This window comes from Collinsella sp. OM07-12 (assembly GCF_003438275.1).
Lineage (GTDB): Bacteria > Actinomycetota > Coriobacteriia > Coriobacteriales > Coriobacteriaceae > Collinsella.
This window is the reverse complement of record NZ_QSTQ01000008.1, coordinates 1-12986: the sequence shown is the minus strand read 5'-3', so window position 1 is coordinate 12986 and position 12986 is coordinate 1. Positions and strand designations below refer to the sequence as shown.

The 12986-nt window shown below is 55.9% G+C and carries 12 protein-coding genes; all 12 read left to right on the top strand.

Annotated elements, in window-relative coordinates; all coding sequences use genetic code 11:
* Positions 1 to 25: 25 nt before the first annotated feature.
* Complete coding sequence (gene grcA3 / locus DXB98_RS04040; protein WP_055252439.1) at positions 26 to 277, top strand: autonomous glycyl radical cofactor GrcA3; 252 nt, start codon at positions 26 to 28, stop codon at positions 275 to 277.
* Positions 278 to 688: 411 nt separating this feature from the next.
* A complete protein-coding gene (locus DXB98_RS04035) occupies positions 689 to 1699 on the top strand; it encodes a LacI family DNA-binding transcriptional regulator (protein ID WP_233505084.1) in 1011 nt (336 codons plus the stop codon).
* Positions 1700 to 1883: 184 nt separating this feature from the next.
* Entirely contained in the window at positions 1884 to 3266 is a 1383-nt protein-coding gene (locus DXB98_RS04030) for a family 43 glycosylhydrolase (RefSeq protein WP_117743236.1), read from the top strand.
* 45 nt (positions 3267 to 3311) lie between these two features.
* A complete protein-coding gene (locus DXB98_RS04025) occupies positions 3312 to 4763 on the top strand; it encodes a PTS transporter subunit EIIC (RefSeq protein WP_052044095.1) in 1452 nt (483 codons plus the stop codon).
* A gap of 101 nt (positions 4764 to 4864) precedes the next feature.
* Positions 4865 to 6307, top strand: a complete 1443-nt coding sequence (locus tag DXB98_RS04020) for a glycoside hydrolase family 32 protein (RefSeq protein WP_158553143.1) — start codon at positions 4865 to 4867, stop codon at positions 6305 to 6307.
* Between the two features lie 277 nt (positions 6308 to 6584).
* Positions 6585 to 7439, top strand: a complete 855-nt coding sequence (locus DXB98_RS04015) for a DegV family protein (protein WP_117743234.1) — start codon at positions 6585 to 6587, stop codon at positions 7437 to 7439.
* Between the two features lie 188 nt (positions 7440 to 7627).
* Positions 7628 to 8446: a pyruvate formate-lyase-activating protein gene (gene pflA / locus DXB98_RS04010; RefSeq protein ID WP_117635676.1), complete on the top strand. Its 819-nt coding sequence runs from the start codon at positions 7628 to 7630 to the stop codon at positions 8444 to 8446.
* 316 nt (positions 8447 to 8762) lie between these two features.
* Complete coding sequence (locus DXB98_RS04005; protein ID WP_117743233.1) at positions 8763 to 9881, top strand: serine hydrolase; 1119 nt, start codon at positions 8763 to 8765, stop codon at positions 9879 to 9881.
* 78 nt (positions 9882 to 9959) lie between these two features.
* On the top strand, positions 9960 to 10700 hold the full coding sequence (gene mtnN, locus DXB98_RS04000) for a 5'-methylthioadenosine/S-adenosylhomocysteine nucleosidase (protein ID WP_117635678.1): 741 nt from the start codon (positions 9960 to 9962) through the stop codon (positions 10698 to 10700).
* 39 nt (positions 10701 to 10739) lie between these two features.
* Positions 10740 to 11330, top strand: coding sequence for a ribosome biogenesis GTP-binding protein YihA/YsxC (gene yihA / locus DXB98_RS03995; protein WP_006234871.1), 591 nt, complete (start codon positions 10740 to 10742; stop codon positions 11328 to 11330).
* Between the two features lie 93 nt (positions 11331 to 11423).
* Positions 11424 to 12107 (top strand): DUF3990 domain-containing protein, encoded by a 684-nt coding sequence (locus DXB98_RS03990; protein ID WP_117635679.1) that lies wholly within the window; start codon positions 11424 to 11426, stop codon positions 12105 to 12107.
* A gap of 31 nt (positions 12108 to 12138) precedes the next feature.
* The gene (locus DXB98_RS03985) at positions 12139 to 12771 is read left to right on the top strand and encodes a helix-turn-helix transcriptional regulator (protein WP_117743232.1); all 633 of its coding nucleotides are present in this window, start codon (positions 12139 to 12141) and stop codon (positions 12769 to 12771) included.
* The last annotated feature ends 215 nt before the right edge of the window (positions 12772 to 12986 follow it).

Sequence of the window (12986 nt, the reverse complement as noted above, 5' to 3'; positions counted from 1 at the left end):
GCCTATCAATCGAAGGAGACACATTATGAAGGTTTCTGAAGTTTCCGAGACTCAGGCCGATAACCTGGTCCACATGCTCGACGCTTACGCCGAGAAGGGTGGCCACCACCTGAACATCAACGTCTTTAACCGTGAGACGCTGCTCGACGCTCAGGCTCACCCCGAGAAGTATCCGCAGCTGACCATCCGCGTTTCCGGCTACGCCGTGAACTTCCACACGCTCACCAAGGAGCAGCAGGACGAGGTCATTTCGCGTACCTTCCACAACAAGTTCTAAAGGGACTCAACTCCCACCGGAGACCCGGCAAGGCCTACGCACTTTGCCTCTCAAACGTCCTCGCCGCTTCGCGGCTGCGGAATGTTTGCGAGACAAAGTGCTCCCGGCCTTGCCGGGTCTCCTGCGTTGTCGCCCTTTAGGGAACCACGCTAAATCAAAATTGGTGTCCTCGGACATGCAAAGAGGCTCGCTGCGCACTTCGTGCGGCGAGCCTCTTTGCGTCCTGCGGAATATTTTGGGAGGTAGCCCAAACAGCCTTGGCTGGGTCCTGTGTAGTCACCCTTTAGGCGGAACTCTCCTAATTATTTGGATGAGTCGTTTACTTACTTGTACTGTTACCGTCTTCCCGCTCTTGTTGGGGTATGCTTTGTTCGTATGTAAACGTATGACATGTTGATGGGGGAGGGTGCTATGGCTCGCGAGAGTGCTCGTTCTAAGGATACGGCTAAGCCTGGCATCAAGGAAGTTGCGGCGGTGGCGGGGGTTTCGCCTACTACGGTATCTCGCGTGCTTAATAATCGCGGCTATATTAGCCAAGAGACCCGCGATAAGGTCCATGCCGCGATGAAGCGCATCAACTATACGCCCAACGATATCGCCCGTGCCATGCTCAACGGTCGCCTGAATCTTATCGGTATGATCGTCCCCTATGTCAGCAGTCCGTTTCATGCCCAAGTGGTTCAAGTCATTGAGCATACCCTGGCCGAAAACGGTTTTAAGATGCTGCTGTGCAATAGCGCCAATCGACCCGAGCTTGAGCGCTCTTATATCGACATGCTTCGACGCAATATGGTTGATGGCGTCATCGTCAACTCGCTTAATATCGGTGCCGAGGCGTATGCCGAGATGGGTTTGAGTCTGGTTGGTATCGACTGCGACCTTGGCGAGGCCTCTGTTCAGATTGCGAGCGACAGCTATAGTATCGGCGAACTTGCCACGCGTCGCCTGATCGATGACGGGTGTTCGCGCATCCTGTGCCTGCGCAGCAATAGCCGCATGCGCATGCCTGCCAATAAGCGTACCGATGCCTACCTCGATGTTGTTGAGCAGGCCGGTTTGCCCGCGCTTGTCCGTGAGGTCGAGTTCGTTAAGCCCGACGACGAAAAGAGCGCGGTCGTTGCGAAGATCCTCGATGAGAACCCCGATATTGACGGCATCTTTGCGGGAGACGACACGATGGCGGCTATCTGTCTTAACGTGATGAAGCAGCGCGGCTTGAGCGCTCCGGGCGATATTAAGGTCGTGGGCGCGGATGGTGCCCGCCGCACTATGACGTTTATGCCTGACTTAACAACCGTTCGCCAAGATATCGATCGCATCGGAGAGCTCGCGGCGCAATCCATCGTTGCTCTTATTAACGGCGAAAAGCCCGAATCGAATATCAAGCTCCCCGTTGAACTCATTGAGGGTAAAACCGCGTAGTTCATCCCGTGCCAAAAGAATTCCTCAAACACCTCTGATGACCGTTCGCCGGCATATGTCAACCGTTTGCCGACGACTGGAACTGCGAAAAGACGTATTGGTGTGAAAACGTTTGACATATGAAAACGATTGACATATCTTGCAGTTGTACCGAGTTAGTATCTCGTGAGAAAGGAAGTCTCGGATGCACAAGGTGTATTACCAGCCTGAGGGAATTTGGGTAGGCGACATCATGCCGTACGGCGAGGACGGCACGTTCTATCTCTATCATCAGCGTGACACGCGAAACCCCGGACCTTTCGGAGAGCCGTTTGGCTGGGCACTCGCGACAACCAAGGACTTCGTCAATTACAAAGACTTTGGCGAGAGCCTTGAGCGTGGCGGCGACGAGGAAGTCGACCAGTATGTTTATGCCGGCACGGTGTTTAAGGTGGGCGACAAGTACCATGCGCTCTACACTGGTTGCAATCGCGATAAGGTCAAGGCACGCTTGATGAAGCAGGTTCTTCTTCACGCAACGAGTGACGACGCCGTCAAGTGGGAGAAGAACATCGCCGAGACGCTGCTTCCGCCCCAGGAGGGTTACGATGACCGCAACTGGCGCGATCCCTTTGTGCTTTGGGATGAGGAGAACGAAGAGTACATGCTCATCCTCGGCACGCGTGTGGGCGAGGACAAGCGTCTGATGACCGGTCGTCTGGTCAAGTTCACCTCCAAGGACCTGGATACCTGGGAGTTCCAGGGCGACTGGTGGAATCCGGGCCTGTACACCATGTTCGAGATGCCTGATCTCTTTAAGATGGGCGACTGGTGGTATCTGGTGTTCTCCGAGTACAGTGATGGCAACAAGACCCGTTACCGCATGTCTCGCTCTATCAACGGTCCTTGGATCACTCCTGCGGACGATTCCTTCGATGGCCGCGCGTACTATGCCGCGCGTACCGCATTTGACGGCGAGCGCCGCGTTCTCTTTGGTTGGGTTCCTACGCGTGACGAGGGCGGCGACCCCAGCTCTTACCTGTGGGGTGGCACCTTTATGCCCCTCGAGATCGTTCAGCGTGCCGACGGAACGCTCGGCACCAAGCTTCCTGACAGCATGCTTGGCGCCTTTGGCGAGGCTAAGGCAGTCGAGGCCTTTGAGCTCTCCTGCGAGTCGGGCAAGGTCGAGCAGGTGCTCGCCGCGGATGCCGGTTCCACCTATATGCTCGATGCCGACATCGAGCTCGCCGGTGACGCTGCCGGCTTCTCGGTGAAGCTTGCCGAGGACGCCGAGTCCGGTCTTGCCTATGAGTTCCGCGCCAACCTGCGTGAGGGCAAGCTCGAGTTTACGGCGGCCCCCCAGTATCCGTGGTTCCAGGTCAACAACATGGGCCTCGAGCGTCCGTTGTTCTTTAAGGGCGAGGGCACTCATCATGTGCGCCTGGTCGTTGACGACGATATCGCGACCATCTTTGTCGATGATGTTGCGCTTAACGCTCGATTCTGCAATAAGCAGGGCCAGGGTGTGGCGCTGACGGTCACCGACGGTACGCTTAAGTGCGCAAATGCAACGATCGCGTCTCTGTAATGGCATCAAAACGTCTTATGATTTCGTAAAGGAATGGAGAGGAACATGGACTACAAAGCAGTGTCTCAGCAAGTCGTCGATAACGTCGGCGGTCTGGAGAACATCGAGGGCGCCACGCATTGCGTTACGCGTCTGCGTCTGGTGCTCAAGGATACGAGCAAGTACAACAAGGCCGAGCTCGAGAACATCGATGGCGTCAAGGGCGTGCTGTACAACAGCGGCCAGCTCATGATCATCTTCGGTACCGGTACCGTCAACAAGGTTTACGATGAGTTTATGGCTCTGACGGGCGTTAAGGAGATCAGCGCTTCCGAGGTCAAGGGCGCCGAGGCGGACAAGAAGGGCAAGTTCTTCTCGGTCCTCAAGGTATTCTCGGACATCTTTATCCCCATCATTCCCGCTTTCGTCGGCGCTGCTATCATCATCGGCCTTAAGTCGCTGATCGTTGCCAACGGCCTCTTTGGCATGGAGGGCAGCCTCGCCGATCACAGCGAGTTCCTCAAGAACCTCGCAAGCTTCTTTGCCATTATCGCCACCACCTTCGACTACCTACCTGTCCTGGTTATGTACAGCGCGGTCAAGCGTTTTGGCGGTAACCCGATCCTGGGCATCCTCGTCGGTATCGTCATGGTTCACCCGAGCCTTATGAACCGTAACACGTTCGTTATGGACCCGACGGGTGCTGAGTACTGGAACTTCGGTCCGCTCTCCATTCCCATGGTTGCTTTCCAGGGCGGCGTGTTCCCTGCAATCCTGACTGCCTGGTTTATGGCCAAGGTCGAGAAGATTGCCCAGAAGTACATCCCCGAGGTCGTTTCGTTCGTCTTTGTTCCGACCGTTACCCTGATTCTTGCTAACGTCGCCCTGTTCACCGTGTTCGGCCCGCTCGGCAACCTGATCGGCGACGTCCTCGCCGGCGTAATCGATATCCTGTACAACAGGATGGGCGTCTTCGGTGCCTTTGTCTTTGCCGCATTCCTGCAGCCGCTCGTCGTTACCGGTACGCATCAGTTCATCCAGGGTATCGAGGCAAACCTCGTTGCCACGACTGGCTTCAACTACATCCAGGCAATCTGGTCGGTTTCCATCATCGCCCAGGGCGGCGGCGCCATCGGCATGTACCTCATTCACAAGAAGCATTCCAAAGAGCGCAACATCTGCATGTCGTCCTTTATCCCGACGCTGGTCGGTATCTCCGAGCCCGCAATCTTTGCTGCAAACATGCGCTACTCGATCATCCCGTTCATCTGCGCTTGCATCGGTGCAGGCTGCGGCGGTGCCTTCGTGAAGCTCTTTGAGGTGCGCGCCATCGGTCAGGGTCTGACCGGCGTGCTTGGCCTGCTCATCGTTACGCCTGAGACGCTCGTGTGGTATGTGGCTGGCAATCTCATCGCCTTCATCGTGCCGATCGTCTTGATCTTTGCCTACAACAAGGCAAAGGGCGTGCCGACCACCGATGAAGAGGGCGCTGGCGCTGGCTTCGACGTTAGCTTCTAGTTGAGCCGTTCAGCGTAATGTGCGGATAAGTCCATTTGGGGAAGGGCGTTCGGCTCGTGTGAGTCGAGCGTCCTTTCCTATAGACGAGAAGGTCAATGGCGATGTTTAATCAAAAAAACAAGGTGATGCGTGCGGACTATGAGCAGTGGCGTGCCGGACAGGATGAGACGGCGGCTCGCATCGCGTCCGACCCCGATAGGCTTTTGTTCCATGTGGAGCCTGAGCTTGGCTGGCTCAACGACCCCAATGGTTTGGTTCAGATTGGTGATACGTATCACATCTATCATCAATACGATCCGTTCGATGCTGCGCATGGCGGTCCAGTGCTTTGGAACCATCTGGCGACAAAGGATTTTGTGACGTACGAGAATCACGGTCCCGTGCTGTTCCCCGATTCCGATTTGGATTCGAGTGGAGCGTATTCTGGTTCTGCCTTTGTACGTGATGGCAAGATTCACTACTTCTATACCGGCAACGTTAAGCATTTTGACCGTGATGATTACGACTACGTGTTGACGGGCCGTGAGCAAAACCAGATTCATATGGTTGCCGAGAATCCCGACGAATTGGGCGAGAAGCGCATAGCTGTTGGGCCGGTCGATTACCCCGACGATATCGGTACGCACGTGCGCGACCCCAAGATCCTTGAACACGACGGTATCTACTACATGGTTCTGGGCGCTCGTACGAAAGACGACCGTGGCTGCGTGCTTGTCTATACCTCGCGCAATCTTGAGGACTGGAGCTATGCGACGCGCATTGAGTTGGGCGAGAAGTTTGGCTTTATGTGGGAGTGCCCCGATCTGTTTGAGCTCGATGGCGAGCTTATTCTCGTTTGCTGTCCGCAGGGTGTGCCTGCCGATGGTTGGCGTTACCGCAATCCGCATCAGTGCGTGTGGTTCCCCATCGAGGCCGATTGGGAGGCGCCGAGCTTTAAAATCGTCGGGAAGGGCATGCCCCCGATGGTCGATGCCGGTTTTGATTTCTATGCCCCGCAGTCCTTTGAGGACGCTGCGGGTCGGCGTTTGATGATCGGATGGTCGGGTTGCCCCGATGCGACGACAGAAAGCCCGACGGCGGCGCGCGGGTGGCAGTGCGCGCTGACGATGCCGAGAGAGCTGAGCATGCGCGGCGGCAAGCTCTGCCAGTGGCCGGCGCACGAGATTGAGAGGATGCGCGGCGATTGCGTTCGTGCTGTAGGCGGTGAGACCGTTGAGGAGCCGGGACGCCTGTTTGATGTCGTGGTTTCCTGCGAGGGAGCCAAGATGATCGAGCTCGAAATCCGCAAGGGTGTCTTTGTGCGTTATACGGACGGGATGCTTGCCCTCGATATGGGCGACGAAGGCTATGGACGCGACCAGAGGTCGATCGAGCTCGGCGAACTTCGCGACCTGCGCGTGCTTTCGGACACTACGATGGTCGAGATTTTTGCCAACGGTGGCGAGGCGGCACTTACGAGCCGTACCTATTCGCCGGCGGTTCCGGCGATGGCGCTGAACGCCGAGGGTGCGGCGTCGATGGATTTCTACCGCCTCGCTCATTAACCGTGCATGGAGCACGATTGGACTTGTTGGGCGGAATGTGTCGCAGTTGCCGCGGCCAGCTACCGCTTATCGCGTATAGCGACCGTTTGCGGAATAAGTAACACTCCTTAATAAACCGTGTAGAATCTCAGATAAGCACGGAGTTTTCCAGGGAGACGCTGTCCTTTGTTGTGTGCAAGGGACGGCGTCTCTTTGGCGCTTGGAGGCCGTTCTACAGCAGGACGGTGGACGTGCGTCATATATTAAAAAACCAACGTCGAGATGGGTCGTGATAAGAATGGGCAAGTATGTAATCGTGGTTGAGTCTGGGTCGGATGTGACGCCAGAGCTCTGCGAGCGCTACGGCATCGTGCGCGTGCCCATGCATGTCACGATTGGTGACGAGACCGTCGAGGACGGCTCGATCGATCCGCTCGAGATTTATTCGCGCTGCAACGAGTTTGGTGTGATGCCCAAGACCAGTGGCTGTTCGCCAGCGGATTTTGCGTATGTGTACGACCGCATCCATGCCGAGCAACCCGACGCGACTATTTTGCATCTTGCATATTCCGAGGCCACGACCTGTTCGCATCAGTCCTCTAAGATTGCGGCTCAGGGGCGCGACTACGTGTTCTCCATGGACACGCGCTTTGTCTCGGTGGGCCAGTCGCTCGTTGTCGTCGAGACCGCCAAATACATCGAGGCTCACCCCGATGTCACCGTCGACGAAATCTTTGCATTTACGAACTCCGTCATGGACCGCGTGCTGCTGGGCTTTGTTCCTACGGACCTTGCCTTCCTTAAGGCGGGCGGTCGCTTGTCCAACGTCGCGTTCCTGGGCGCCCATCTGCTCAAGATTAAGCCCTGCATTGAGGTGACGGGTGGTAAGTTCGTGGCGACCAAGAAGTTCCGCGGCTCTATGCTCAAGTGCGCCCGTGCCTTTATTGATCACATGGTAGAGAAGGGCGAGATCGACTACTCGCATATTGGCCTGGCGTATTCGGTAGGCCTTTCCGAGGAATTGCGCGACGACATGGAAGTCTATGCGCACGGCCTGGGCTTTAAGGACGTTACCTGGACTCAGGTCGGCGGCGTCATCTCGAGCCATTGCGGCCCGACCGCCTTCGGCGCGGTGCTCACACTCAAGGCGTAAAGGCCTGGCGTCTATCGATTTCTATTGCCACGGCGGCGGGCGGGTTGCGATAACCCTCCCGCCGCTCTTGCGTGGGGTCAAATAGAACAATCCAATTGACCGCTAAACCATTTCACCATCATGCGTATGGGCTAGAATGGCTCTGGCATTTTAATTGGTTGCACCCAAGGAGAGGCAAGGTAGCGCGAATGGCAGAAATGACGCTTGAGGGTGTGGACGCTCGTCCCGAGGACTCTGCGTTTGCCCTTGGCCGCGTGCATTCAATCGAGACGATGGGAACGGTCGACGGACCCGGCATCCGCTTTGTGGTGTTTGTCCAAGGCTGTCCCATGCGCTGCGCGTATTGCCACAATCCCGATACCTGGTCGGTCAACGGCGGCACGATGGTGACCGTCGAGCACCTCATGGATGAGTTCCAGAGTAACCACGAGTTCTATCGCAGCGGCGGAATTACGGTGTCCGGCGGCGAGCCGCTCCTACAGCCTGAGTTTTTGGCCGACCTGTTCCGTGCAATGCACAACAACCCCGATGGCCGCGTGCATACCTGCTTGGACAGCTGCGGCTATGCGTTCGATCCCAACCACCCCGAGAAGTTCGATGCCGTTCTCAACGAGACCGACATGGTGCTGCTCGACATCAAGCATGCCGATCCGGCTGAGCATAAAAAGCTGACCGGTTGCGATCCCGCACGCATCTTGGCGTTTGGCGATGAGCTTGCACGTCGCAAGATCAAGGTCGTTATCCGCCACGTGGTGGTGCCCGGCATTACCGACACGGTGGAGGAGTGCGAGGCGCTCGGTCGTCTGATCGCTCCATGGCACAACGTGGTGGGCCTGGAAATGCTGCCGTATCACACCATGGGTGTCGCCAAGTACGAGCAACTGGGCATTCCCTATAAGCTTGAGGGCGTGCCCCAGATGGATACCGCGCGCATGCCCGAGCTGCGCAACGCCGTCATGACGGGCATGAAAAAGCGCCGCGCCGAACTCAAAAACGCCATCGGCTAGCGAGCCATTTTCGCTCCCCAAAGGCACTCATTGGGGACAGACTTAAATGAGTACCCCTGGGCACCAAGTTGATTGCCAAAGAGCCCCGTCAAGTTGCGGTGGAATAGTTCTTGTTTTTCGGCTTATGCCGTCCAAACAGGAACTATTTCACCGCAACTGCGTTTTGGGTAGAGATGTGCAACAGAATTGGCAAAAATGCATAGAAACGCTTGTGGTTTCTTTAAAGACACCTTAAACGCCACTGAATATCTTTGGAAAGAAATGCCTGCTCGGTATCATGCTGCTCGTATATAAACGGTAGCAGTCAGGAGACCACGTGCGAAACATCGCATCGCGGGACGAGTATGTGCCGCAGCATGGCAGCAGATATAAGACGAAGGACACGTCTTCGCGTGGCCTTGCCGACACTCGCATCCGCGTGAGGAAGATTGCCGCCATTGGGATGCTAACGTCGGCGGTTATTATCCTCGGAATTACCGCCAAAACCTACGCGTCGGAGCGAATGGCACACTCAGATGCGTCAACGGTACAGGCGCAAAACAAAAAGGTCTCTGAATCTAAAGTCACCGCAAGTCAAACCCTGTCGACAGCGAACCTCAAGACGGGGCTTTCGAAGGCGGACTTTAACGATATTCCCTCAGGCGATACCGTGCAGACCTTCTCGCTGGTTGATGACCAGATCCTCGCCCTGGAGGATGAGAACCTCGCCGCACTCCAGAATGCGCTTGACCAGGCGCAGGAGCTGGGCGATGTGGGCGTGGTGTTTTACGACCTGTCGAGCGGTAAGGGCGTGACGTATAACGCTGATGTCGAGGTGTACGGTGCGAGTAGCTACAAGGCACTCTATGCGTTGTACATTTGCGAATCTCTGGTCGAGACGGGCCAGGTTTCACTCGATGACTCCCTTGGCACCTATGGTGGCTACAACATGGGTTGGCAGACGGTACGCGACTTGATAGAGGCTGCGGTCGTTTATTCAGACAACGATTCGTTTATTGCGTTACGTGCGGCGTTTGACCGTGTCGGTTACGAGGATTGGATTGTCGGTCTTGGCATCGATTACGATACGGCACTGGATCCGATGAGTGATTTTCCGACCTACTGCCCGCGCACTTCTGCGAGGTTATGGCGTGAGATGAGCGAGTATCTGAGCATGGATACCGAGACTTCACAGTGGTTGTCGGGCCTTCTGACATCAACATCGCGCTCGTTTATTCGCGATGGCATTGCGGACGAGCAGGTTTTGGTGCGCAACAAGGCAGGCTGGATTAGCGAGGATGGTTACTATTCGACATGCGATGCAGGCCTCATCGACATCGATGGCCGTACCTATGTCATGAGCGTCATGACATCGATGCCATGGAGTGACCGTTCGAGCGAGGTTACGGCCGCGATTGCAAAGGCTCTGTTTGATACGCGAGCTGCACTGGCTTAGCGTGTTCGTTTGGCGAGGTCAAACAAAATGCTGGTACCATACCTTGGTTGAGAATTTCGTATAGGTTTGGGGAATGGTATGGCTACCATCGCGATTATCGGTGCGCTCGAAAAAGAGATCATGCAGATTAAGGAAGAGCTGAGCGACGTTTGCGAGGCACGGGAGGCGGGCTTGACCGTTGTGAGCGGTGAGCTCGACGACCTGACAGTTGTCGCCACAACGGCGGGCATGGGCACGGTGAACGCCGCGGCGGCAACGCAGCATCTCATCAGCAAATATGCCCCGCAGGCCGTTGTGTTTTCGGGCATTGCGGGCGGCCTAAATCCTAAGCTCCATATTAACGACGTGGTTATAGGCAAGTGCCTGCGCTATCTCGATACCGACACGGCGCTCATCGCCGAGTCGGCGCCGGGGCTCGAGGAGTTTGTCTCGACGCCGGCGTTGGCTGATGTTGCCGCCGCCGTGCTTGCCGAGCATGGGTTTGTGGACGTATCGCTGGATGTGGCGGCTGCGGAGAAGGACCCCAAGCAGTTCCTGTGTGGCACTATCGCCACGGGTGACCGCTTTGTTACGGGTGACGCCATGCGTAACGCTGCGATTGAGGCCACGCATGCCGATTGCGTCGAGATGGAGGGCGCGGCAATTGCGCACATCGCGGCCAAGAATGGTGTCGATTGCCTGGTGCTGCGCGCTATCAGCGATAATTGCGACGAGGCATATGACGCGTTTTGCGAGCGCGAGTTCGATCTGGATGAGTACGCTCGCACCGCGAGCGGCATCACGCTTGACATCGTTCGTCGTATCGCCGCCGCGCAATAGCACGCCCGTTTTGTAAAAACCTACGACCAAGGAGTGTCCATGGCCGATTCCATTAACTATCAGCTTGCCAAGTTCGTCGCCAGCTACGGCAAGGTTTCGCAGATCCCCGAGTCCACCTGTCCCGAGGTGAGCTTCGTTGGCCGCTCAAATGTGGGCAAGTCGTCGATTATGAACAAGCTCTTTGGCCGCAAGAACCTGGTCAAGGTTTCCAGCACGCCGGGCAAGACGAGCAACATCAACTTCTTCGAGGCCGACGACGTACACTTTGTGGACCTGCCGGGTTACGGTTTCGCCCGTCGCTCCAAGGCCGAGCGCGACCGCTGGGCCGAGCTTATCGGCGACTTCTTCGACTCCGAGCGCAGCTTTAACCTGGTTGTGTCGCTGGTGGACATTCGCCACGACCCCAGCAAGCTCGATCACGATATGATCGACTACCTGCAGGGCAACGAGTTCAACTTTATCGTCTGTCTCACCAAGGCCGACAAGCTCAGCCGTACCCAGCAGGCCCGTCAGGCAGCGGCCATCAAGAAGCAGCTCAACGTCCCGGCCGAGAACGTAATCATCACGAGCTCCCAGACCGGCACCGGCATCGACGAACTAAAAAAGCGCATCGCCGAGGCTTGCCTCTAGTAAGGCTGCAGCCCCTCAAAAGCTCTCATCTATATCACCCCAGTGATAGTTATTGGTAAACTATCACTGGGGTGATATTTTTAGGAGGTCGATATGGAGCTTTGGCACGGGTCGGAGGTTGTTGTCGAGCATCCATCGTTGGATAAATGCAGGCAATTCAATGACTATGGGCGCGGGTTTTATTGCACACCACATGAGGAAATGGCAATGGAATGGGCATGCCGGACCGAGTCTGATGGCATTGCCAATCGATATGAGCTTGATTTAGATGGCCTTTCGGTCTTGGATTTAGAGTCTGGGGAGTTCTCAATCCTCAATTGGCTTGCGATTTTGGCCGACAACCGGGAGTTTAATGTCTCGACGCCGCTGGCACGCGAAGGACTTCGGTATTTGCTGGACAACTGCCTGATTGATATTTCTCCCTATGACGTTATTCGAGGCTATCGCGCTGACGATTCCTACTTTTCGTTTGCAAGACAGTTCGTTAACGGCATGATTTCGCTCAGGCAATTGCAGCGCATTATGTTTTTGGGGGATTTGGGCATTCAATATGCGCTTATGAGTGAGCGCGCGTTCTCGGCGATCAGGTTTCGCGATTGGAAGCAGGCCTCGGGAGCTGAGTTTTATCCCAAACGATTTGAGCGAGAACAGAACGCTCGACGTAAGTACCTGGATACGGTAAACGGATTTGACACCGAGGGTGTCGACATTAGGGATTTGATGGCAGGGAGGGTTGATTTGAATGATCCAAGAGTTAACGGATTGTGGGCCGAGTAGGACATACCCCGTCTACTACCTCGAGGATGCAATGAACAACCTCGGCGACTGCTTTGACTATGCCGTTAACGATTATGGGGCAGAAGGATCGGAAGTTGCTGAACTCTTTTGCCTGAGCGGCGTAGCCCGCGAGTTCGAACGCGGCAACGCATGGGTAGTGTCGGGAAAATCGGGCGTTGAGCTGTTCGCGCTCATTGCCGAAAGGTCCGGCTATCAATCAAGGCCGATGCCAAATCGAACCTACCGATTCGAAAAGACACCGGAATATTGGACAGGCTGGATATTGGCATACCTTCAGTGGCGCCTAGGGGAGTCTTTCGAAGATTTGCTGCATGTCGTTCCATTCGATGTGCTACGCAGTCTGTACTACCCCTGGCACGAAGCCTCGGAGGAACGCGTGACTTGCCTCGTCTGCGATATGGCGAAAAAAGCGTCCAGGCAAACCAAACTTGCGTTAGCAAGAAAGAGGCTCAAGAAAACCCAACAAGATCTGGCATACGAATCGGGTGTGTCACTCCGCTCAATCCAAATGTACGAGCAGCGCCAGAGAAACATCAATGAAGCTTCGGTAACAAGCGTAAGAGCCATAGCAAAAGCCCTCCACTGCAACATCGAAGACCTCCTAGAACCAGTCTTCGAATACAAAGAAACCAGCGCAGCGTAAACCAAGCGCACAGGCGAAGCCTGTCACTAGTAAGTGTCCCTACCTAGCAAGAGCCCCTACCAATAAAAAGCAACTATCAGCCCGGCGCTTTTACAGAGTGTAGGTCCCTGTAGCCGCCGCCAGCGAAGTGAACGTAGGGGAGGCCAGGGGCTTTGCCCCCAAATCTTTCCGCAGGACGGCAGGACCCCCGCCGCACGAAGTGCGCAGCGGGGGTC